This window comes from Pigmentibacter ruber (genome assembly GCF_009792895.1).
GTDB classification, from domain to species: Bacteria; Bdellovibrionota_B; Oligoflexia; order Silvanigrellales; family Silvanigrellaceae; genus Silvanigrella; species Silvanigrella rubra.
Genome location: NZ_WSSC01000001.1, coordinates 1,129,154 through 1,153,462, shown reverse-complemented (window position 1 = coordinate 1,153,462; position 24,309 = coordinate 1,129,154). Strand labels below are relative to the sequence as shown.

General features: G+C 31.5%; 19 protein-coding genes. 8 read left to right on the top strand and 11 right to left on the bottom strand.

Going from position 1 to position 24,309, the window contains the following annotated elements; all coding sequences use genetic code 11:
* Positions 1 to 10: 10 nt before the first annotated feature.
* Positions 11 to 3,040 (top strand): efflux RND transporter permease subunit, encoded by a 3,030-nt coding sequence (locus tag GOY08_RS04780; protein WP_158997645.1) that lies wholly within the window; start codon positions 11 to 13, stop codon positions 3,038 to 3,040.
* Positions 3,041 to 3,059: 19 nt separating this feature from the next.
* On the opposite strand, the gene GOY08_RS04775 is transcribed toward GOY08_RS04780, so the two are convergent.
* Together GOY08_RS04775 and asnS are read right to left on the bottom strand one after the other, a co-directional pair.
* Positions 3,060 to 3,686: a hypothetical protein gene (locus tag GOY08_RS04775; protein WP_158997644.1), complete on the bottom strand. Its 627-nt coding sequence runs from the start codon at positions 3,684 to 3,686 to the stop codon at positions 3,060 to 3,062.
* A gap of 87 nt (positions 3,687 to 3,773) precedes the next feature.
* Positions 3,774 to 5,177 carry an asparagine--tRNA ligase gene (gene asnS / locus GOY08_RS04770; RefSeq protein WP_158997643.1) on the bottom strand — a complete coding sequence of 468 codons (1,404 nt, stop codon included), beginning with the start codon at positions 5,175 to 5,177 and terminating at the stop codon, positions 3,774 to 3,776.
* Between the two features lie 237 nt (positions 5,178 to 5,414).
* On the opposite strand from asnS, the gene GOY08_RS04765 reads away from it, so the two are divergent.
* Positions 5,415 to 6,155 carry a hypothetical protein gene (locus GOY08_RS04765; RefSeq protein ID WP_158997642.1) on the top strand — a complete coding sequence of 247 codons (741 nt, stop codon included), beginning with the start codon at positions 5,415 to 5,417 and terminating at the stop codon, positions 6,153 to 6,155.
* Here the strand turns inward: GOY08_RS04765 and GOY08_RS04760 are convergent.
* The 4 genes from GOY08_RS04760 to hemH all read right to left on the bottom strand — a co-directional run bounded on the left by GOY08_RS04760 (position 6,152) and on the right by hemH (position 11,249).
* Positions 6,152 to 7,249 carry a protein-glutamate methylesterase/protein-glutamine glutaminase gene (locus GOY08_RS04760; RefSeq protein WP_158997641.1) on the bottom strand — a complete coding sequence of 366 codons (1,098 nt, stop codon included), beginning with the start codon at positions 7,247 to 7,249 and terminating at the stop codon, positions 6,152 to 6,154. The genes GOY08_RS04765 and GOY08_RS04760 overlap by 4 nt on opposite strands.
* A gap of 83 nt (positions 7,250 to 7,332) precedes the next feature.
* Complete coding sequence (gene truA, locus GOY08_RS04755) at positions 7,333 to 8,160, bottom strand: tRNA pseudouridine(38-40) synthase TruA (RefSeq protein WP_158997640.1); 828 nt, start codon at positions 8,158 to 8,160, stop codon at positions 7,333 to 7,335.
* On the bottom strand, positions 8,161 to 10,194 hold the full coding sequence (gene uvrB, locus GOY08_RS04750; RefSeq protein ID WP_158997638.1) for an excinuclease ABC subunit UvrB: 2,034 nt from the start codon (positions 10,192 to 10,194) through the stop codon (positions 8,161 to 8,163). It lies immediately after the preceding gene.
* Positions 10,195 to 10,211: 17 nt separating this feature from the next.
* Positions 10,212 to 11,249: a ferrochelatase gene (gene hemH, locus GOY08_RS04745; protein WP_158997636.1), complete on the bottom strand. Its 1,038-nt coding sequence runs from the start codon at positions 11,247 to 11,249 to the stop codon at positions 10,212 to 10,214.
* A 139-nt stretch (positions 11,250 to 11,388) separates the two neighbouring features.
* Between hemH and GOY08_RS04740 the strand changes: the two genes are divergently transcribed.
* Positions 11,389 to 13,098 (top strand): adenylate/guanylate cyclase domain-containing protein, encoded by a 1,710-nt coding sequence (locus GOY08_RS04740; RefSeq protein ID WP_158997634.1) that lies wholly within the window; start codon positions 11,389 to 11,391, stop codon positions 13,096 to 13,098.
* A gap of 14 nt (positions 13,099 to 13,112) precedes the next feature.
* On the opposite strand, the gene GOY08_RS04735 is transcribed toward GOY08_RS04740, so the two are convergent.
* Both GOY08_RS04735 and GOY08_RS04730 read right to left on the bottom strand, forming a co-directional pair.
* Positions 13,113 to 13,742: an outer membrane beta-barrel protein gene (locus GOY08_RS04735; protein ID WP_158997632.1), complete on the bottom strand. Its 630-nt coding sequence runs from the start codon at positions 13,740 to 13,742 to the stop codon at positions 13,113 to 13,115.
* A 72-nt stretch (positions 13,743 to 13,814) separates the two neighbouring features.
* A complete protein-coding gene (locus GOY08_RS04730; protein ID WP_158997630.1) occupies positions 13,815 to 14,408 on the bottom strand; it encodes an outer membrane beta-barrel protein in 594 nt (197 codons plus the stop codon).
* Between the two features lie 323 nt (positions 14,409 to 14,731).
* Here GOY08_RS04730 and GOY08_RS04725 point away from each other — a divergent pair, with 323 nt between their 5' ends.
* Both GOY08_RS04725 and GOY08_RS04720 read left to right on the top strand, forming a co-directional pair.
* Positions 14,732 to 15,394: a hypothetical protein gene (locus GOY08_RS04725; protein WP_158997628.1), complete on the top strand. Its 663-nt coding sequence runs from the start codon at positions 14,732 to 14,734 to the stop codon at positions 15,392 to 15,394.
* A 335-nt stretch (positions 15,395 to 15,729) separates the two neighbouring features.
* Positions 15,730 to 17,070, top strand: coding sequence for a leucine-rich repeat domain-containing protein (locus tag GOY08_RS04720; RefSeq protein ID WP_158997626.1), 1,341 nt, complete (start codon positions 15,730 to 15,732; stop codon positions 17,068 to 17,070).
* A gap of 14 nt (positions 17,071 to 17,084) precedes the next feature.
* On the opposite strand, the gene lon is transcribed toward GOY08_RS04720, so the two are convergent.
* From lon to clpP, 3 genes are all read right to left on the bottom strand, one after another.
* Positions 17,085 to 19,565 (bottom strand): endopeptidase La, encoded by a 2,481-nt coding sequence (lon, locus tag GOY08_RS04715; protein ID WP_158997624.1) that lies wholly within the window; start codon positions 19,563 to 19,565, stop codon positions 17,085 to 17,087.
* 154 nt (positions 19,566 to 19,719) lie between these two features.
* Positions 19,720 to 21,096, bottom strand: a complete 1,377-nt coding sequence (gene clpX / locus GOY08_RS04710; RefSeq protein WP_328598598.1) for an ATP-dependent Clp protease ATP-binding subunit ClpX — start codon at positions 21,094 to 21,096, stop codon at positions 19,720 to 19,722.
* Between the two features lie 18 nt (positions 21,097 to 21,114).
* Positions 21,115 to 21,723, bottom strand: coding sequence for an ATP-dependent Clp endopeptidase proteolytic subunit ClpP (clpP, locus tag GOY08_RS04705; protein ID WP_158997622.1), 609 nt, complete (start codon positions 21,721 to 21,723; stop codon positions 21,115 to 21,117).
* 230 nt (positions 21,724 to 21,953) lie between these two features.
* On the opposite strand from clpP, the gene hemB reads away from it, so the two are divergent.
* The 3 genes from hemB (at position 21,954) to GOY08_RS04690 (ending at position 24,307) form a co-directional block, all read left to right on the top strand.
* A complete protein-coding gene (gene hemB / locus GOY08_RS04700; RefSeq protein WP_158997620.1) occupies positions 21,954 to 22,967 on the top strand; it encodes a porphobilinogen synthase in 1,014 nt (337 codons plus the stop codon).
* A 29-nt stretch (positions 22,968 to 22,996) separates the two neighbouring features.
* Complete coding sequence (locus tag GOY08_RS04695) at positions 22,997 to 23,542, top strand: TIGR00645 family protein (RefSeq protein ID WP_158997618.1); 546 nt, start codon at positions 22,997 to 22,999, stop codon at positions 23,540 to 23,542.
* Between the two features lie 69 nt (positions 23,543 to 23,611).
* Entirely contained in the window at positions 23,612 to 24,307 is a 696-nt protein-coding gene (locus GOY08_RS04690; protein WP_158997616.1) for a substrate-binding periplasmic protein, read from the top strand.
* Positions 24,308 to 24,309 lie beyond the last annotated feature (2 nt).

The following is a 24,309-nucleotide window of genomic DNA, read 5'->3' as shown; positions in this document are numbered from 1 at the left end:
GAGGAAGAAAATGAAATTTACCGACATATTTATTCAAAGGCCAGTGTTGGCATCAGTCGTTAGTATTTTAATTTTCATGGTTGGTTTAAAATCAATATTTAATCTTGATCTTAGACAATATCCTAAAGTTGAAAATACCGTTGTTACCGTATTAACCACTTATCCAGGTGCAAGTGCACAATTAATGCAAGGATTTATTACTCAACCAATTCAGACTTCTGTATCATCAGCTGAAGGAATTGATTATATTAATTCTTCCAGTTCACAGGGTGTGAGTAAAATAGAAATTCACTTAAAATTGAATTTTAATTCTACAACTGCATTTGGTGATATTTCAGCAAAAGTAAATGCGGTTCGCGCACAACTTCCTAAAGATGCAAATGATCCAGTAATAACAAAGACAACAGGAAGTACATTAGCTGCTTTGTATATTAGTTACTCTAGTGAGAAAATGTCTGGACCGCAAATTTATGATTTGCTTGCAAGGGTTGTACAACCAAAAATGCAATCGGTTTCAGGAGTAGCTAGTGCAGATATTTTAGGGGGAAATCCTTTCGCTATGCGAGTTTGGTTAAACCCAGAAAAAATGGCTGCTTTAGGAGTAACAGCCGATGAGGTCGGTTCAGCACTACGCGCAAATAGTTATTTATCAGCAGCGGGACAATTAAAAGGACAATATACTATCACTAATATTAGTGCTGCTACTGATTTACATAGTGAACAAGAATTTAAAGATTTAGTAGTAAAACAAATAAAAGGTAAACTCATCCGAATGCGGGATGTGGCTGAAGTTGAATTGGGCTCTCAAAGTTATTCTTCTTCTGTTACTTTTAATGGAAATAAAGGAGTTTTTATAGGAATTCAACCAGTTCCATCAGCAAATCCTCTGACTGTCGTAAAAAATATTCGTGAAGTAATTCCACAAATTGAAAAAGATTTGCCACCATCTCTTAAGCAACTTATCGTTTATGATTCAACCGAGTTCATTTCAGCTTCCATTAATGACGTAATAAAAACTTTAGTTGAAGCTACAATTATCGTTATTGTTGTTATCTTTTTATTTTTAGGCTCACTTCGTTCTGTAAGCATACCTATCGTAACAATTCCTTTATCATTAGTAGGCGTTTGTTCCCTTATGATGGCTTTGGGTTACTCAATTAATCTTCTAACTCTTTTGGCGATGGTTTTAGCAATTGGACTTGTTGTTGATGACGCTATTGTTGTTGTCGAAAACATCCAACGTCATATTGAAGAAGGAAAATCTCCACTAGATGCAGCTCTTATTGGAGCTAGAGAAATTGCAATGCCAGTTATCACTATGACTATTACTTTAGGTGCTGTGTATGCACCAATTGGTTTAATGGGTGGTTTAACAGGCGCATTATTTAAAGAATTTGCTTTGACACTCGCAGCTTCAGTTGTTGTATCAGGAGTTGTTGCATTAACGTTGTCACCAATGATGTGTTCAAAAATTTTAATTCATGAAACAAATGACAAGGGATTTGCAAAATGGATAGATAAGAAATTTAACCAGTTACAAAAAAAATATGAAAATCTTTTGCATTCGGTTTTACAAACTAAACCTGTAGTTGTTTTCTTTGGCTCTGTTGTATTAGTAAGTGTCTTTTTCTTATTTTTATTGACACCAAAAGAGCTTGCACCTAAAGAAGATCAAGGATTTTTAGCAATCTTTTCTACAGCTCCGCAATACGCCAATGTTCGTTATTTGGAACGTTATACCAAAGAAATTGATAATATTTTGCAAAAATATAATGAACGTGCCGCTAATTTTAATGTAAATGGTATGGGTAGTGAAAATGCGGCTTTCTCAGGACTTATATTTAAACCTTGGGGTGATAGAAAACGCACTGCCATGAAGTTACAAGAAATCATTCAAAAAGATCTCAACCAAATTGCAGGTGTGAAATCATTTATATTTTCTATGCCTGATTTACCTACTGGAGCAAGTGGGATGCCAGTGCAATTTGTGTTAAAAACAACAGATGATTATAAATTTCTATATTCTGTAATGGAAGATTTAAAAGCAAAAGCTAGAAAAAGCGGTTTATTTATAGTTGTAGATAGTGATTTAAGTTTTGAATCTCCACAGTTAAATATTAAAATTGATAAGAATAAAGCCACCGAAATGGGTATTACAATGCAAACAATTGGTAATTCTCTTGCTACAATGCTAAGTGGTGCATATACAAATTTATACAATATGAATGGCAGAAGTTATCAAGTTATACCTCAATTAAAAGATGTTAATAGAAGCAATCCTGAAGAATTAAATAAAACATATGTCAGAAATAGTTCAGGAAATCTTGTTCCTTTATCTAACTTTGTGACTTATCAGGTGACATCTGAACCAAGTTCATTGAATCAATTTCAACAGTTAAATTCTGCAACATTATCTGCCGTTATGATGCCTACTCAAACAACAACAACTGGCCTTAATTACTTAAAAGCAGAAGCTGAAAAGTTAATGCCAAGAGGGATGTCCTATGATTTCTCGGGTGACTCTCGTACCGAGCAACAAGAAGGAAATGCATTACTAGGAACATTTGCATTCGCTTTAGTCGTTATATTTCTTGTTTTAGCAGCACAATTTGAAAGTTTTAGAGACCCCTTAGTTATCATGTTTAGTGTTCCTATGGCTATTTGTGGTGCATTAATACCGTTAAATATTGGTCTTGCTACTATAAATATTTATACAGAAATTGGTTTGATTACTCTTATTGGCTTAATTACAAAACACGGTATTCTTATGGTTGAGTTTGCAAATGAATTACAACATAAAGATAAAATTGACTTAGAAACAGCCATACAAAAAGCTGCATCTGTTAGATTAAGGCCAATATTAATGACAACAGCGGCAATGGTATTAGGTGTTATACCGCTAATTATTGCAAGTGGTGCAGGTGCTTCTAGCAGGTATAATATTGGATTAGTAATTGCATCGGGTCTGACAATTGGTACTTTATTTACATTGTTTGTAGTTCCTACAATGTATACTTTGATTAGTAAGAAAAAATCTTAACAAAGTATTATACAAGCAATCAGTAATTTTTATAATTATTAATAGCTGCCGTTAATTTATTATAAATTACTCTTAATCCGTTATCTCCATCTAAGAAAACAGACTTCCCATTTGGATTTGAAACCATCGTATTAATATTATTAATGGCATCAAGAATTGTTTGATTCACATAGTTTAAATCATTTCTAATTTGTTGCTTTCGCATATTTAAAATTCTAATATCTGGATTATAAATTTGAGCATCATAAATAATAGTGTTTAACAATACTGGAATTCCAGAATTGGATGTATAAACAAAGTTATTATTTGTATCACTAACTAACTTTGCCATTTTATCAACGCCATCACTAGTAAGTGATGAAGTTATATTTTGTACTGAGGTCATTTCACTATTACTAAATCTGCAAGTACTTAACATATAAGTATTGTCATTTACGTTATTACTTAAGTTGCGTAATGAAACATACACAGACTTTGCGCTATTATATAAATCATATGTAGGAGAATACAATTTTTTTACATCAGCCGAATCAACATATGGGGCTGTAGTATCTTTTGTTCCTACATCATTTGAAGGACCACATGTTACATTTAAAAGTATACAGGTTAGTAAAATAAAAATTTCTTTTAGCCTAAAAATCCCCATACATCCTCACTGAAGATCTATGGGGTTTTCGGTTGACTTTTTTCTAAATATGAGAGGTTTTCGTATTTTTTTTAAATAGTTAAAATGTTAATATTTACAATTACCTGGAGTTCTTGGGAAGGGGATAACATCCCTAATATTATTCATACCTGTTACCCACATAATTAAACGTTCAAGTCCAAGCCCAAAACCAGCATGTGGTACAGACCCAAAGCGTCGTAAGGAAACATAAAAATCCATATGCTCAGTATTTATTCCTTTTGCCTTCATTCTTTCAATTAAAATATTTTCTCTATCTTCACGCTGGCTTCCACCTACAACCTCACCTATCCCAGGCATTAAGACGTCCATCGCCCGCACTGTTTTACCATCATCATTTAAATACATATAAAAAGCTTTTAACTCTTCAGGATAATTAAAGACAATCGTTGGAGATTTAAAATGTTCTTCACATAGATAGCGTTCATGCTCACTTTTTAGGTCACAGCCCCAATACACTGGGTGTTCAAAATTTTTCCCACAACTCTTTAAAATTTCTATTGCTTCAGTATAGGAAACACGAATAAAAGGTTTTTCTAAAGCTAAGCGCAAATATTCTCTTGTGTCTAATTGTGTTTTTTGAATACAAACATCAAGATCATCATGACAATTTTCTAATACATCCGCTACAACAAAACGAATCATATCTTGTGCAAGTTGCATATTATCTTCTAAATCAGCAAAGGCAAATTCAGGTTCAACCATCCAAAACTCAGCTAAATGCCTTGAAGTATTTGAATTTTCTGCGCGAAAAGTGGGGCCAAAAGTATATATACGATTCAAACCCATAGCGAGCAATTCGCCCTCTAATTGGCCTGTAACACAAAGCATAGTGGGTTCTTCAAAAAAATCTTGCGTAAAGTCAACTTTTCCTTCTTTTGTCTTAGGCACTTTTTCCAAATCGAAATTTGTCACTTTAAAAGACTCGCCAGCCCCTTCTCCATCAGCCGTGGTTAGTAGTGGAGTATGAACATAACAAAATCCGCGTTGAGTAAAGAACTGATGAATTGCGAAACTGATTCTGCTTCTGATGCGAAAGACGCTTGAATATGTAGATGTTCTGACACGCATATGTGCATTATCGCGGAGATATTCATAGGTCATTTCTTTTTTCTGAAGAGGGTAAGTTTCTGGATCGGCAAAACCATATATAGAAACAGCAGTAGCTTGCAATTCATATTTCTGCCCTTTTCCAGGGCTTAGTACTAAATTACCTGTGATTTTTACTGAACAACCTGTGGTTAATTTTTCAATATCAGAATAATTTGATATATTTGCATCAACAATAACCTGCAAAGACTTGGCACAGGTCCCATCATTAATCTCTAAAAAGGAAAATTTTTTAGAACCTCTTTTAGTCCTTAACCACCCTGCAATTGAAATCTGTGAGGGAGGGATATTATCCGCATGAATTTCAGATATCTGAGTCAGCCCAGAAAGTAATGTCGACATTGTTACACCTATGAAAATTTAAAAAACAAATTGGGATTACACCGTTATGATAAAATAAAATGGTCAATATCACCCTTATGCCCAAAGTTCAGAGTATGTCATAAGCTTTGATTTTGTGCAATGAATTGCTATTTTTTAATAGGAAGGTTTCAAACATTTAAAAGGAGAATTGCTTTGAAAAAAATTCAATTTAGAAAAAGCAACCTGAGATTGTTTTGTTTGTTCCTTGGGTGCATTTTGAACTCTAACTTTAGTTTTGCACAAAAATATTGGATACGCCAAAGTGAACGTGACAACGAACGCTGGTCAATGAGCACCTATTTTACCGAAAAAAATAAATTAAAATATTCAGACTTTTTATTAAGATTTTATAGCGATGGAAGCGGAAAAAATTCACCTCGCTTGGAACCTTTTGTTTATGGCCTTTGGTATAATGGACTGACAAGTGATGGAAATCAATGGGAAGGTGTGGGTTATGGGGGCAGTATTTACTTTAACAATTTTATTTCAGGCATATTTAAAATCCCAACCCCAAATATTGTACCAGGTGCATTTGGTGAACACCGTGAAGAAGTTGCACGAGGAGTAAGTAGAATAGATTCTTATGGTCCTTCCTTGCGTTTTTTTGGTCGTAATCAGCAAGATTCCGCCTTATATTTAAATCTAAAAAAAACAGAGCGTGACTTACTTGCTCAATATTATGAGGAATGGAATTGGGAAGCTGCTACTGTTATTTATCTAGCCCAAAGCTTGAGAGTAGAAGGCTCATGGTTATTTAGCAATGATGACTGGCCTGCTTTTCCATCATCATATGCCAAACAAACAGGATTTAAAATTGGTGGTGGATTAGAAATAGGTTTTTTTAGAGTGAGTGCTTTTTTTGAAAAAACTTCATATTCAATAAAAAATCCGTCTCCTAATACTCTCCGTTCCTTTGATGAAATACGCAGAGTTATTCAAGTTGGTATTTCAATTTAAGATACTAATTGTTGCGATGAGTCAGAGCATTCTGAAATAATTTTTTCAGCAATTGTATTTAAAGGTAACACTAAATCTACAGCACCTTTTGCAATAGCTTTTTTAGGCATTCCAAATACAACCGAAGTTTCTTCATCTTGTGCAATTGTTAAACTTCCTACTTTTTTAAGTTCCAGCAGACCATCAGAACCATCAGCCCCCATGCCAGTAAGTATTATTCCAAGTGCATATTTTCCAACATTTCTCGCAACAGAGGAAAATAAAGGATTTGCAGATGGTCTTACTCCTTGAATAAGAGGTCCTTCTTTTAATCTTATGATATAATTATGTTGCTGGCGTAGAATTTCCATATGCAAATCACCAGGAGCTAAGTATGCTTTTCCAGGTTCAATGGTTTCATTTTGTTCAGCTAATTTTACTTTAAATTGACAAACATTATTTAAATTATTGGCAAATCCTTGTAAAAATTCTTTAGCCATATGTTGGACAATTAAAATACTAGGAATATTTTCTGGCAATTGTGAAAGTATTTTTCTAAGAGCATCGGTTCCACCGGTAGATGCTGCAATAGCTATTAGCTTAATTGCTTGTTTATTAATTGGATTTCTTGGCAAAGGGTTTATATGTTGTTTTTTTGTAACTATTGATTCAATTTTTAATAATGGTTTGAGTGATATTCTGGCTGCTAACTTTACTTTATGAATTAATTCTTTTGCTATTACCTCAACATTAGAACCTGGTTGAATGACTTGCTTAGGAAAAATATCTAAGGCTCCATAAGTTAAAGCTTTTAATGCGTTTTCCGAATTTTCTTTTGCATAACTACTAATAATAATTGTAGGAGTGGGATATTGTTGCATCATTTTTTGCAAAAAAGTAAATCCATCCATTTTAGGCATATGCAAATCTAAAGTAATCACATCAGGCTTTTTTTGCTCAATTATTTTAAAAGCCTCAAAAGGATCCTGTGCAGTTGCAATTACTTCAATTTGATGATCAAAGCTAAGAAGAGAACTAAAAAATTTTCGCATTGAAATTGAATCATCAATGATTAATACCTTTATTTTCTTTTTATGAATATTTCTCTGAGTCAATTTAACCTCATTTAACTTTTATTCATTTTAGCTAAGTTAGAAAAGAAAGAATAGGTAACAAAGTACCAACAAAGACATTGTCTTTAACACGGAGAGGGGAAGAAGGTTTGAGCTTTAAGACTACTATTTAGTTCAATATCTGAATAAAAGACTTGCATTAGGGTTAGACCCCATGCAGGCGCACATACTCCCATTTGGTTTCTATTTTTATGTAAAAAACCTTCGGTTATGGTATTCTTTGGTAATTTATTGCTTGCTATATCAACCGCTGTTCCTACCATATTGCGTATCATGTTTTTCAAAAAACCATCGCCCCAAATATCGATAATAATGCATTCAGGATAAACAGGATGAAATTGTGTATGAATTTTATAGATTTTTTTTTGCGTATTTTTAGCTCCACAATCCACAGCACGAAAAGCAGAAAAATCATGCTCTCCAACATAATTTTGGAATTGCAAAAAAAGTTCAGACTTATCTAATTTTGAACGTACGTGCCAACATCTACGCGTTAAAAAAGCATGTTCAGAAAATCCATTCCAAATTAAATATCTATAATGTTTTCCATTTGCTGAAAATCTGGCATGAAAATCACTTTCTACATGTTCCACTGAATACAAAGAAATATCCAAATGTAAATGTGAATGAAAAATTCCGTTCAGACCTTTCAAAATTCTATCCAAAGAATATTTTGTTCGTGACTGAAAATTTAAGACAAAGCAATTTGCATGAACACCAGCATCTAAACGACTACAACCAGTTAAAGTTACAGTTTCTTTAGTTAAAATAAACCAAGCTTTTGAAATTGCTTCTTGCACTGTAAAAACATTTGGTTGTTGTTGATACCCATGAAATTTTTCACCATTCCAAGAAAATGTTAATTTAAAGTTTTGGTATTCATTTTCTTCCATTTAAGATTCACCTGTTAGTAAAAGAATTTGCTCTTTTAATATAAAAATTTTATCCCTCAATTGAGCCGCTAATTCAAAATCCATTTTTTGCGAAGCTTTTAACATTTCTTTTTGCATTTTTTGGACATATTTTTCCAATTTTTTAGCGTCTTTTAAAATATTTTCATCATCTAAATTTGCTATTGCCTGAATTAATTTTTCTTGAAATGCATCACCATAGTCAAGATTATATATTTTCTTTAAATCATCTGGTATTTTTTTATATACTGTTTGAGGTGTTATATTATTTTCGGTATTGAATTTTTCTTGTTTTTCTCTTCTTCTAGAAGTTTCTTCAATGCAATATTGTATACTTTCAGTTTGTTTATCAGCATATAAAATAACTCTTCCATTAGCATTTCTTGCTGCTCTACCAACAGTTTGAATTAAACTTGTTTTACTTCTTAAAAAACCTTCTTTATCTGCATCTAAAATAGCAACTAAGGAAACTTCGGGTAAATCAAGCCCTTCACGTAAGAGATTAATTCCTACGAGAACATCAAAAATACCTAATCGAAGATCTCGTAATATCTCAACTCGCTCAATGCTTTGAATTTCCGAATGAAGATATTTTATTTTTATACCAAATTCTGCATAATAAGCAGTGATATTTTCTGCCATTTTTTTAGTTAATGTAGTAATTAAAACTCTTTCTTTTTTTGCAATCACACTTTGAATTTCAAATAAAAGATCATCAATTTGCCCTTTAGCTGGTTTAACAAGAATTTGAGGGTCAATTAAACCAGTAGGACGAATAATCTGTTCAACAATCTCAGATCCTGCATGTTCTAATTCATATTTAGCGGGAGTTGCTGAAACATAAATAGTCTGACCCATTCGATCTTTAAATTCGTCAAAATTTAAGGGACGATTATCTAGTGCAGCTGGTAAGCGAAATCCATATTGCACTAATGTTTCTTTTCTTGCTCTATCTCCACGATACATGCCGCCTATTTGCGGAACTGTTACGTGACTTTCATCTATAACCAATAAATAATCTTTTGGAAAATAATCTAATAAAGTAGAAGGTGGTTTACCAGGCTCTCGTCCATCTAAGTAACGAGAATAATTTTCTATTCCCTGACAGTACCCTATTTCCCGGATCATTTCTAAATCATGTAATGTTCTTTGTTCTATACGTTGTGCTTCAATGTGCTTTCCATTCTTTTTAAACTCAGCAACTTTTTCAAGTAAATCATGGCTAATTTGTGAAATTACCGCATCTATCTTTTCATTTTCTAACACGTAGTGTGAAGCAGGATAGATATTTATTTTTTGAATTTTTTCTATTACCGTTCCTTTCAAAGCATCAATAGTTGATAACTTTTCTATCTTATCTCCCCAAAATTGAATGCGTACGGCTTTTTCATTTTCTGATGAAGGAACAACTTCAATTATATCTCCTCTTACTCGAAATTTACCTCTTTCTAATGAAATATCATTTCGAGTATATTGAATAGATATCAGCTGACGGATAAAATCATCTCTGGCAAATTCTGCATTTAAGTTTAAAACTATTCTTGAATTTAAATAGGTATCGGGCGCTCCTAAACCATAAATACAACTTACAGAACTGACAATAATAACGTCACGCCGTTCAAATAAAGCTTTTGTTGCACTATGGCGCATTTTATCTATATTATCGTTGATAGAAGCAGACTTATCGATAAAAGTATCTGTGCTTGGTAAGTAGGCTTCAGGCTGGTAGTAGTCGTAGTAACTGATAAAATATTCAACTGCATTATTTGGAAAAAGTTCTTTAAATTCTTGGAATAATTGTGCTGCTAAAGTTTTATTATGCGCAATGACTAAAGTTGGCCTTTGGGTTTTTGCAATAACATTTGCAATTGTAAATGTTTTACCAGAACCAGTTACACCAAGTAATATTTGTTCTGAAAGTCCTGTTGCTAGGCCTGTAACTAATTTTTCTATAGCCTGTGGCTGATCTCCTGTGGGAGTAACTGGCCAAGAAATTTCAAAAGGTTTATCAGACATAGTATTTTTCCAATGAATTAAGCATATTTTTGAATCATTTTTGCTACCGATTGCACCCAGTTAGAATCTGCATTTAAGGAAGGTATAAGGCGTAAATCTTCTCCACCTATTCCTAACCACTGTTCCTTAGCTCGCATTTGAATTTCTTCTAGGGTTTCTAAACAGTCAGCTACAAAAGCTGGGCAAAATACAGCTATTTTTTTATAACCTTTATCAGCTAAATCTTGCAAAATAAGATCTGTGTAAGGTTTAATCCAAGGATCTTTCCCAAGTCTTGACTGAAAAGAAGTTGTGTAATTTTGTGGAGCCAAATTTAGTTTTTTAGCTAGAAGTCTCGTAGTAGCAAAACATTGAGCTCTATAACAAAACTGGTTTTCTTTTTCAATTTTATCACAGCAATTTTCTTTTGTTAAACAGTATTTTCCTTTTGTTAAATCGGACTTTTTAACATGTCTTTCAGGTAATCCATGATAACTAAACAAAATAAAATCAGCAGAATAATCGGATAAGAAATTCTTTGCTACTGTTGAAAAACTATCAATAAATAACGGGTCATCAAAGAAAGGGGGAATATATACAACTTGTGGCACATTCCACATTTTATGAATGACCTTGCTTACTTTTTCAAAAACAGTTCCTGTTGCAGCAGATGAATACTGTGGAAATAAAGGAAAAACGATAATTTTACTGACACCCGCATGATTCAATTTAGAAATTGCTTCATCAATAGAAGGATTTTGATATCGCATGGAAACTTCTACTTGATAATCATCACCCAATAATTTCCCAACTGCCATACCTAGTTGCCTAGAATGCATTAATAAAGGTGAGCCGTGCTCTTTTGACCAAATGCTTTTATAAGCATGCGCTGATTTTGGGCTGCGGAAAGGCAAAATAATACAACGCAATAAAAAGAAACGTATCACTGCAGGAATATCTATTACCCTTGGGTCAGAAAGAAATTCCTTTAAATAACGCCGCACAGCTTTTGTTTCAGGAGCATCGGGAGTTCCCACATTCACTAACAATACCCCAGTTTTTACCTTTGGTTCCATAGATTATACCCTTTAGCAAACAACCTAAAACACTTTTAGAAGGCATTTTTCATCCAAATAGGAAAAAGAAGACCCAGCACATTCCAACGCATTGAATTAACATGAATGATATTAAGATACCATAAGGGATTAGGAAAAAATGTTTAGTATCCGAAACCGTTTTTTATTTCTGATGTGTGGATTAACAGCGCTAGTATCCACGGTTTGTTTGACATTTGGTGCTTGGTTATTATTTTTGCAACTAAAAAATTCATCTTTTAAAATTTTAAACTCTGCAAAAGAAACGTTAAATACTTCTTTAGATTTTCAATTTTTAAAATTAGATGGCGATAGCCGCATCATTGCAAATTTTTCTCAATTTATTAAAGAAATTGAGTCTAGACAAAGTTTAGCTGTTTTAAAAATTGCAAAAAAATTTCAAGAAGAATTAGAATTATCAGATGTACATAGTTATGACAATGATGGAAATCCAATATCTTTAGGAGAAAGTGGAAACCAAACCTTTATTAATTTCTTTTCTGAAAACAAAAATAAAATTTTATTTGATAGTTTTAAACAAGCTTTAGATGGAAAAAATTCTTCTAAATTTATGTCAAGTAATAATTTAAAAATTATTCATCTTTCTCCTGTAATCTCTGAAAATAAAAAAGTATGCGGAATATTATCAACTACTTTTAATTTAGATAGAAAGTATTTACAAAAAATAGCAAAAATAACCGGAGTAGATATATCTTTTTTTAGTGAATCTCAAATGCTATCAAGCTCAATTGAAGACGAAAATGAGATTGAGATAATAAAAAAAGAATTTGGGCATTTAAAAAATGAAAAAAATAAAGAAAATGATAAAACTTGGACTTCAAAAAATGGTTACTACCATGCATTTAAGTTTAAACCTAATTTAGTAAATGAAAACGTAACAGCTTTCCTTTCTATCTCTAATAAAGAAAATGAATATGTATTTAATACCTCTAAAATATTTATTTTAATTCTTGGCCTAGGAATTTTTTTACTATCTGTTATTTTATCATCTTTTGGAGCAGCGGGAATTACCAAAGGTCTAAAAAAACTTGAAAAAAATGCAACAACCTTATCAGCTGGTAATTTGGATGTTCCGATTGTAAGTTATGGTACAGATGAAGTATCTAAATTAGCAAAAAGTTTTGAAATAATGCGTAATTCAATTAAAAATTTGATACAAAATTTAAAAGAAACTAATCTTTCTTACCAACGCTTTGTACCAAAAGAGTTTATTGATATTTTGAATAAAGATGATATTCGTAAAATTTTATTAGGAGATTTTTTGGAACAAGAAATGACTATTTTATTTTCAGATATTCGTGGATATACTAAACTTTCAGAAAGCTTAACTCCAAAGGAAAATTTTGAATTTATCAACGATTATTTAAAACTAGTTGCTCCTATTATAAAAGAACATGGAGGATTTATTGACAAATATATTGGAGATGGCTTAATGGCCTTGTTTCCTAATGAAGCATTTCAGGCGTTTAAGGCATCGCAAAAAATACTTTCAGCAATTAAACAACAAAATAGTGAAAATCAATATTCAATATTTGGTGAAGTAAACATTGGAATTGGTTTGAATACAGGTAAAGTTGTGATTGGCATTGTTGGGGAAGAAAAAAGATTAAATGCAACTGTAATTGGCGATGCTGTAAATACCGCTTCAAGAATAGAAAGCATGACCAAAGAAGTTAAAACTGAATTATTAATTTCTGAAAGCACATTCAAATCATTTGATGCTGAAGAAAAACAGCTGGTAGAATTTGCTGGAGAATTTAGTGTTAAAGGAAAAGATGAAAAATTAAAACTTTATAAACTTGCCAACTAAAATAATTATTTAACTTATATATTGATTCCAAAAACAACATTAAAAGACTGCTCTGTACCTGTATATGTTTTATCGCTAACACCATCTGCTTTTCTGACAAAAACTCTTTTTCCTAGGAAATAACCAAAACCAATGCTATATTTATCATCAATATTATAAGTTGGAATGATACTAAATCCAAAAGATCCTGCACTATAAATTTTTACAATTCCTGTATATACATAAGAATAAAATTCATTTTGTTTAGTTATAGCTGCAACGTTTAAATTAACTAAAGTATATAGGTCAAATTTATCATTTACATTAAATTTAAGTCCTGCAGTTCCTGCAAGATCTAATGAAGACAGTGTCAAATCGTAAGAATTGATACCATTATTTTTATGTCCCGTTGTATAATTATAGGAAAGACCTCCTCCTAAAACAGGATGAATATTGCTATTATCTATAAATGGAGCCATATACATGGCTCCCATATTCCAACCCGATAATTGCGGAAAATTTGGATTATCGGAGCTATCATCGGAATTTTTGTAATTATCAATTGAAGAATATCCACCTTGAAACATTAATGTTGAAGGGTTTCCTTTGGCATATGCCATAGTAATTACTGAGGAAGCTGCTAGCGTAAGTAATATTTTTTTCATTTTAAATTCTCTTTAAAAAAAAGCTAGGCAATATTTGAAATAGCCTAGCAATATTGAAATTGTTCTAACTAATTAAAAGTTAAAACCTACAATTACATTTGCTGAATGCTCATTGTATTGAAAATCTTTATTATAATTTGTATTTTGAACATTTAAATTCCTACGGTTATATGTATAACCTAAACCAACATTTAAGGATTCAGATAGGTCATAAGTTCCTATTAATGATGCACCAAAGCTATAAGTGTTTTTAAGATTTTCATCACCTTTATTATATGAAGTAGCAAAATAATTATAAAAAGAGTAACCAGCATTCACTAATGCAAACATATTGAAGTTATCTGCAAGTTCAAATTTTGCACCAACTTTAATAACTCCTTCGTAGGAATTTAAAGTTAAAGTATTCCCATTTGAAAAAGAATACCGCATTAATTGCGAATTTAAACCACCACCCACTACTGGCGCAATCATATCGTTAAATAGGGTGTAAAGGTATGTTACTCCTAAATTTCCACCATTAAAATTGTTATCATATGCACCATCAGAGAAACCGCTATAGTTTGTATAACCAGCATTTATTTGAACATCAGATGAGTTTCTTGCTGCATATGCAGAAGTTGTAATAACTATGGAAGCCAGAGTGAAGCTTAATTTTTTAGCAAACATTAAATAACTCCATTTATTTAAGCAAATAATTAAAAATGCTCAATTTTGGTAATTAAGCATAAATTTATATATTTGTAATTTTAATTAATTTCAATAAATTATTAAAATTTATTTTTACTTGTGTATATTTATTGTAAGTAATACATTTTTTATTAATTTTAAGTCTCGTAAATTTATTTTTTTAGATAACCTTTCAGTTAAAGATCTAATATTATGCAAAAATTTCAGTGAAACTTTATTAAAGCAATACAAATTTTTTTGCTATTATAGATAAAAATTTGTATTGATTAAAATTGCGACATAATATGTAAGAAGATTTTATCATGTATTATAAATATAAAATTTATTTACTCTTCTTTCTTTTACTTTCTTGTAGTATCGCATTTTCAAAAGATATTCTCCCTTGTAAACAAGATCAAGAAAGATTAAAAAAACGTTCTGAAGAGTTACAGCAAATTGTAGAGGAAGATCAATTAGATAGAAAGAATAATCCTGAAAAACTAGAATGGGAAACTCTTTTCCAAAGAGATGAAAAACGCAGAAAAAGAGTTGGAGAAATTTTTGGCGAAGGGTGTTTGCAAACTTCTTCTGATTATAAAAATGCTGCACTTGTATTCCAACATGGGAATGTTCCAGATCATTTTTTTCAAACTTTTTTATGGGCTAAAAATGCTGTTGACTTAGGAGATCAAAGTGCAAAACGACTTATGACTTTAGGTATTGATAGATATCTTGTGTACTCCGGAAAAAAACAACTTTTTGGAACCCAAGCTACATTATTATCAGATTCATCTTGTTGGTGCCTTAATCAAGTTGAATTGACTTTTCCTGACAAAAAAAGACTTGAGTATGCTGGAAAAAATTTGGTTGAATCATTACAATGGATTTCTTCTTTAAATTCTAAAAATCCTTCTTGTAAAATAATTCAGTTTTGCAACAGCAAAGCAAAAAATTCACCTTCTGGTACCATACCTGGTTTTTGGTAAAAAACATATTTCATCAATTACGTAAATCTATATAAACATAAAATGTAGTGAGTTATGTAATATAAAAATCCTTATTATAATTTTATATCTTCTGAAATTAAGCGCATGAGAATTTATTAATTAATTATGAAAAAAATTATTTATTAATTATGCAGAAAATATTTAATTTAAAAATGACAGATATTGTTCACATTTTTTTTCTCTATTGAATTCTTAATTTACACAATTTTTCGATAATTTTAAACTTATATCTGTAAAATATGTTTAATTAATAATTTGATTTTTTTATTTTTATAAATTAATAAAACATTTTAGAACAACTAAAAGAGGTCGTAATGTTTTCAAATTCAATAAAATATTTTTTAACTTTTTTCTGTTTCCTAAGCAATTTATCGTATGGAGTTGAAAATACAAAAAAAGGGATATCCTTAAATTTAGATGAACATAAAGAAATATCAGATGATAATGAAATCATTTATGTAGTTGAAGATAATGATGGCAATAAAAGTGCTAAAATTGCTAAAATAAATGGCAAACCAACTCTTGGAGGAGTTAATGAAGAGCCATTATTACTTTCTACTTATAAGATAGAAATTCCAGATATTAAAAAAAACAATCCAACTATAGTCCTTGATACATCCTCTCATCAAGATCTTGGCTGTTATGAAATAGTATTTTCTATAGACAGTTCAAATGTTTATATTTCCCAATTACCAAACTTTTTAAATACCGCTAATTCTTGTTCATTCAATGTATTAATGAATGGAAAATTTTATAAGAAAATTAATTTGCTAATAAACTATTCATTCAAAAAGTGGTGCAACTTAAATACTAATTTAGAAGCGACAAGAACAGCGAGAAAAATAAGTGAAAATTGTGAGATAGATTTAAATACTAAAGAAATAAATCTTACTAAACAAAACATAACTGATATTAGTCCTATATCAGGATTTGTTGCTTTAAAATATTTATATCTAAATGAAAATCAGATTAGTTACTTACCAATAAATATTTTTAAAAACCTAAATAAACTTTTCGGATTAACATTACATTCAAATCGATTAACAAAAGTTGATTATAATGATTTTAAAGGCTTAAAAAATTTGAAATATTTAAATTTAGGCTATAACAAGTTAAATTCACTACCTGAAAATTTATTGGAAGATTTAATTTCTCTTAAATATTTTAGTATTAATGAAAATAAGGAAATAGATTCTCTGCCAGAAAATTTATTTAAAAACAATCTATTTTTAGAAGAATTGGTTCTTTCTATTAATAAGATTAGAATTATACCAAGAAATATTTTTAAAAATTTGAAGAATATTAAAGAAATAGATTTACATTTTAATAATATTGAATTCTTAGAAAGTGATATTTTCTCAGAAAATGGAAAATTAAAAAATTTGAATTTAAGTATAAATAAATTTTCTAAATTCCCAGAAGATTTATTTTTTCCTCTCAAAAATTTAAGAAACTTAAATTTTTCAAGCAATTACTTTCCTGAAATACCCATAGATTTATTTAAAAATAATAAAAAACTTGAAAAATTAATTATCTATCAAAATGGTTCAAATGAGTTATCAATAAATCCTAAATTATTTGTCAAAGAAATAGAGAGCTTGAAGCATTTTTCTCCATATAATTCAACTGAAAATCAGATTGATCGATATAAATAATATTATTAAAACATCTAACCACTCGCCTCAGTAATAGAATCATCTCCCATTGAAATATTTCTTTCGGTTCTTGTTTGGGAAGATTTTTCTTCGAATGTATTTGTTTCTGTAAGTTCTCCAATATTTTCCAAACATTCTTTTAAGACATCTTCTAATTTACTGACAAAACGGACATCTACTTTTCTGCGTATGGTTAAAGGAAGCTCTGAAAAAGAACCTTTATTTTTTTCTGGTAAGCAAACAACCTTAATTCCAGATCTTAATGCTGCCAGTAATTTTTCTCTGACACCACCAATTGGTAATACCCGCCCATGGAGAGTTATTTCTCCAGTCACAGCAATATCTTGTCTTACAAATTGATTTGTCAGGGCAGAAACTAATGCAACAGCTATAGCAATACCAGCACTGGGCCCATCTTTTGGTATGGCACCTGCTGGAACGTGTAAGTGTATGTCATATTTTGTAAACTTATCGGTCTCAATTTTTAATTGATCTGCTAATCCACGCACACAGCTTAATGCAGTTTGTGCAGATTCTTTCATAACATCACCTAGCTGGCCTGTTAAAATAAGTTTGCCAGTTCCATTCATTAAAGTTACTTCTAATTCTAAAATTTCTCCGCCAGCTTGAGTATAAGCAAGACCAACTCCAACGCCTTTTCTTTTTTTGTAAATATCATGCTCATCATTAAAGTACCGTTCTTCACCAAGTAATTCCTTCGCCATTTTTGCTGTTACTTTTACTGATTTTCTATCTTTTCCTTTTTCATCATTCTCTGCTATATAACGTGCTAACTTTCTAGTTATAGTTGCTATATGCTTTTCTAAACTACGTAAACCAGATTCCCTAGTATAAGAATTAATTACTAATGTAACAGCATTATCTTGAAATTGAATTAATTCTGGATTTAAACCATTTTGACCAATAACCTTTGGAATAATATATTGTTTGGTAATTTCTGCTTTTTCTTCTTCACTATAACCGCTAACTTCTATAATTTCTAAGCGATCTCTTAGTGCAGCTGGAATTGTATCTAACCTATTTGCATTAGCTAAAAAAATGATTTGGCTTAAGTCAAAAGGAACAGAAATATAATGATCAGAAAAAGAGTGATTTTGTTCCGGATCGAGAACTTCAAGCAAAGCACTAGCAGGGTCACCTTTATAATCTGCACCTAATTTGTCAATTTCATCTAGCATCATGACTGGATTTCTAGTTCCGACAGATTTCAAAGTTTGAATAATTCTTCCCGGCATGGCTCCAACGTATGTTCTTCTATGCCCTCTTATTTCGGCTTCATCTCTAACACCACCTAAACTAATTCGGACAAATTTTCTTCCTAATGCTCTTGCAATACTCCGACCAAGACTTGTCTTACCTACCCCTGGTGGACCAACAAAACATAAAATAGGCCCTTTTAATTCAGGATTTAATTTTTTTACTGCAATATATTCAAGAATTCTGTCTTTAATCTTTTCTAGTCCATAGTGATCTTCATCTAAAATTTGTTTACAATGCGACATCTCAATTTTAGAATCACTCATTTTTGTCCAAGGAAGATCGATCATCCATTCTAAATATGTACGAGTTAAAGTTGCCTCACTAGAGTCTTGATTCATTCTTTCTAAACGACGCGCCTGTTTTAAACATTCATTTTGTGCATCGTTTGTCATTCCGCTTTTTATTATTTTTTCACGAAAATCTTCAATTTCTTCTTTACCATCAAGCTCTCCTAACTCATGTTTTAGAGCTTTTAATTGTTCTCTTAAATATTGTTCTCTTTGATTTTTTACAGTTTCTTCTTTATGACTATGTGAGTATCCTCTACTACTATTATTTGAATAGGATTCTAATTCTTTTAATAATAATGAATATACTTTTCTTAGTCTTTCAAATGGATCTGATGTAGCTAAAACTTTTTGAGCTTCTACTATTTTTAGACCTAAGTTACTTGCAATTAAATTAGCTAATCTTCCTACATCATTTATATCTTCAATTAGCATTAAAAGATCAGGTGATATAGAGCGCCCAAATGGAACTAATTTTTCTAATAATTCTTTTACTGCTCTACATAAAGCTTCACCTTCTTGGCTTGTTTCTTTATCTAATAACAGTTTCATACTGACAACAGGATAAGGTTCTGATTGTTTCAGACCTAAAATATAAGCACGAGATACTCCCTGAATGAGAACTTTTGTTCTTCCATCAGGTAATTTTCTTGTTCGCATAACTGTTGCTACTGTTCCTACATCATAAACATCAAAAGGAGGGGGGGTTGTTACTTTCAGTTCAATAAAAGCTTCATGTTCACGGTTTACTTCGGAACGAAAAGCAGATAAAAAAATAAATCTATCTTTTGCACAAGCTGCTTCTACTGCTCGCATACAAATATCTTCTGAAACAAATACAGGAAGAATCATTTGTGGAAAAACAACGATATCCTTTAAAGGTAACAAAGGAAGACAGTCAGCAACTTTATCAATTCCTTGCGACATGAAGTAAGAACCTCTTCTATAACAACATCCTTTTTAATTTTTTATGCTCATTATTTATTTTTACAGAATTGAATAAAGTATGTGAGTCGCAAAAATGGCAGGAATTTAAAAAAATTCTGCGGGAAAAAAATGCGCACTGCAAAAAAATGTTCAATTATTTTTTTGCAGTAGATTTTGCTTTGGCAGCAGTTGTAGAAGCTGGCTGCGACACAGAGGATTGTGAACGAGATCTTTGCTCCTGACGCTGTTGAACTTCTTCTTCAGAAAGAAATACTCTATCTGGTGCTTTTCCTTCTTTAATACATTCGGGAGTTACAATAACTTGCTTGACATTTCTTTGTCCCGGAATATCAAACATAGTCTCAAGCATGACATCTTCTAGAATAGCTCTAAGGCCACGTGCTCCCGTTTTTCTTTTGATGGCTTCTTGAGCTACGGCTGTTAAAGCTTCTGGAGTAAAATCAAGTTGAACCCTTTCATAACTAAACAATTTTTGGAATTGTTTAATTATTGAATTTTTAGGTTGTGTTAAGACCTGAACAAGGGCTGCTTCATCTAATTCCGCTAAAGTAACAATAACAGGAAGTCTTCCCATAAATTCAGGAATCATACCAAACTTTAATAAGTCCTCGACACGCACTTTTGCAAAAAGATCCGTAACGGTCATTTTAGCTTTATTTTTGATATCAGCACCAAAACCCATCGCTGTTTGTTCCATACGATTTCGGATGATTTCCTCTAATCCAGCAAAAGCACCACCACAAATAAAGAGAATATTTGTGGTATCAACTTGTAAAAACTCTTGTTGAGGATGCTTTCTTCCGCCACGCGGAGGAACATTTGCAACAGTTCCTTCCAATAACTTGAGCAAGGCTTGTTGCACACCTTCTCCAGAAACATCTCTTGTTATTGAAGTATTTTCACCTTTGCGTGCAATTTTATCAATTTCATCTACGTAAGCTATCCCTTTTTGTGCCTGTTCAACATCAAATTCGGCTGCTTGCAAAAGGTTTAAAATAATGTTCTCGACATCTTCACCAACGTACCCTGCTTCTGTAAGGTTTGTAGCATCTGCAATGGTAAATGGTACTTGTAAAATTCTGGCCATACTTTGTGCAAGTAAAGTTTTTCCTGAGCCTGTAGGACCTATCAATAAAATATTACTTTTTGCAAGTTCAACATCTTCTTTGTTAGCACTTGTTCCATGCTCAATCCGTTTGTAATGATTGTGAACAGCTACAGAAAGAACTTTTTTTGCCCTTTCTTGACCAATCACATACTCATCAAGAACCTTTTTAATTTCATTTGGACTTGGTACGCCTTCAGCAATTTGTGTAGCATCGTCCTTTTCCATTTCTTCAGCAATAATTTCATTACAAAGCTCGATACATTCATCACAGATATAAACGTTAGGACCGGCAATGAGTTTTTTGACTTCTCTTTGGCTTTTGCCGCAGAAACTACAATGCAATCCATGCGCTCCACCCGAGCCGCCACGTCCTGAAGAAAATTTCATTCCATTCTTTATCATATAAATTAACTACCTTTATTAAAGGCCTGTAAAAGCAATCCTGTCAGATCTAGGCAATAAAATATCGTCAACTAAACCATATTCCTTAGCTTCACTGGCAGACATAAAAAAATCTCTATCCGCGTCCGCTTCTATTTCAGATACCTTTTTACCTGTATGAGCTGCTAAAATTTGATTTAAGCGTTTCTTTAAAGAAATAATTTCTTTCGCTTGAATTTCAATATCTGTGGCTTGTCCACCAGCCCCACCGTGTGGCTGGTGAATCATAACTCTACTATTTGGTAGAGCATATCTTTTTCCTTTAGCTCCAGCAGCTAGCAACAACGCCCCCATACTAGCACACTGCCCTACACAAAAAGTTCTAACTTGTGGTCTAATAACTTGCATGGCATCATAAATGGCTAGACCAGCAGTAACACTACCACCAGGACTGTTGATGTAAAAACTAATATCCTTTTCAGGATCCTGTGACTCTAAAAAAAGGAGCTGAGCAACAATTAAATTAGCAACTTCATCATAAACAGGAGTACCTAAAAAAACAATACGGTCTTTTAATAAGCGGGACCATACATCATAGGAGCGTTCTCCACGATTGGTTTGTTCAACAACGATAGGGACAAGTGGCATACATCTTCTCCAAAGGACTTTCAGTGATCAATCAAATGTTAAATCTCACTAAGCAATTGTAAATATAACCTAGAGAATCTTTTACTGCAAAGTTGATAGAAAAAAAACTTACTGAAAGAAGTCTAAAAGACTTGCTTCATAAACTTGTAATGATGATACTTAGCTTGCTTCCCCGAATTCAGCAATGGAGAAGTAATCTTTGACATCAAATGCAATCAATTGGAGCAAAAATGTCTAGCTATCAAAGTATAAAAGATTTACAAATTGGGCATACTCAAATTCGCCCACGTAGATTAAGACTCAATCAACAAATTAGAGATCTTGTTGAAGAAAATACATTAACTAAAAAAGATTTAATTTACCCTATTTTCGTTTCTGAACCAGGCACAACAAAATTTGAAATTCAAAGTTTACCTGGAATTTCTAGAATTCCTTATCAAGATATCCTATCTGAAATTGAAGAAATAAATCAATTAGGAATTAAAGGGATCATGCTATTTCCTGTCATAGATAAAAACAAAAAGGATTTGCAAGGTAAAGAATCATATAATAGTAATGGATTAATGCAAAATACAATAAGAAAAATAAAGGAACAATTCCCAAATTTAGTAATTTTTGCTGATATTGCTTTAGATCCTTTTACTACACATGGTCATGATGGAATTACTGATCAAAATAATTATGTTTTAAATGATGAAACTGTAGATGTTTTATGTAAACAAGCGTTATCTTACGCAGCAGCCGGAGTTGATTTCGTATGTCCAAGCGATATGATGGATGGACGTATTGCAGCTATCCGACATGCATTAGACAAAGAAGGCTTCATTAATACAAGTATTCTTGCATATAGTGCAAAATATGCTTCGGCATTTTATGGTCCTTTTAGAGAGGCTGTCGCTTCTGGTGCAAGAGGATTGGATAAAAAAACTTATCAATTAAACCCAGCTAATTGTCTTGAAGCAATTAAAGAAGCGAAATTAGATATAGAAGAAGGTGCGGATATTATAATGGTAAAACCTGGCTTGCCTTATTTAGATATTCTTACAAAAATAAAACAACAAGTTGATGTACCTGTAGCAATTTATCAAGTAAGTGGTGAATACTCTCTGTTAAAACTTGCAGCTTCCCATAATTTGATAGATGAAAAATCAGCAGTCTATGAAACTATGCTTGCTATGAAGCGTGCTGGTGCAAATTTGATTGTTACTTATTATGCAAAGTGGATTTGTCAAAATATTCTATAATTTAATTAAATTTTTTAGAAGGAATTCCTATGTCTTCTCCAAAAAAAGAAAATTTAAAATTGAAAATTGAAACAACTTTAGAGTACATTATTTTTGCGAGTAGATGGCTTCAAGCTCCACTTTATTTTGGATTAATTATTGCACAAATAGCTTATACAATTAAATTTATTCAAGAACTAGTCCATATTATTGGTTCAGCAACAGTTACAACTGAGCTTCAGCTCTTACTTGGTATTCTTTCTTTGGTAGATTTCACAATGGTGGCAAATTTACTTGCAATGGTTATTATTGGCGGATATGCAACATTTGTTAGCAAATTAAATGTTGAAAACCATGATGATAAACCAGATTGGCTAGATCATATCGATCCAGGAACAATTAAAGTTAAATTAGCAAGTTCTTTAATAGGAATTTCAAGTATACATTTATTGCGTTCTTTTATAGATATTTCAGTTTCTGACATTGAAAAAATTAAATGGCAAATCATTATTCACCTAACATTTATAGCTTCCACTGTTTTCTTAGCAATTAGTGAATATATTATGTCAAAAAAACATATCAAACAAACACATTAGTTTTATTAACTTTTCTGTGCTATCTTAACTTAATGCTAATTGGATTTACGAATAAAAAGAGAGCAATTTATGAAAAAACTTGTTTTGTTTGCAGTAATCTTAAATTTTCTAAGTTACAAAATAATTTATGCACAAGAATTAATTGGATTTACAGAAGAGCTTCCGGGGCTTATCGAACTTGATGGAGATCAATTAAAAGGTCCAGTAATAGAAAAAGTAAGAAAAATTTTCAAAAAAGCTAAATTGAAAGAAAATTTAAAAGTTTATCCGTGGGCTAGAAGTTATGAGATGGCAAAACGAGAAAAAAATTATTTTGTTTTTCCAATGGCTAAAAACTCAGAAAGAGAAAAATATTTTAACTTTGTGGGTGTTTTATTTAATGTAAAAACCTATTTATATCAAAAAACAGAAAATATTATTAAAATTAAAACTCTTGAAGAAGCTAAAAAATACTCCATATGTGTCGTGCGTAATGATATAAGAGATCAATATTTAACGGAAAAAAACTTCCCAAATTTAATTAGATTTTCAGATCAAAACGAAGCAATTCATGCTTTAATCGCCAAAAAATGTGATTTTGCTATTTGTGCAGAAAATATTGAATTTATTTGGAAGAAAAATGTAAAAGAAAATTTAAATTATTTAGTAAAAAAATCTTTCCATGTAAAAGAAATAAATGGAGATAGGTATCTTTCAATTAGTAAACAAACAGATCCTGAAATAATAAAAAAACTTGCAACTGCAATGAAAGAAATAAATAAATAATT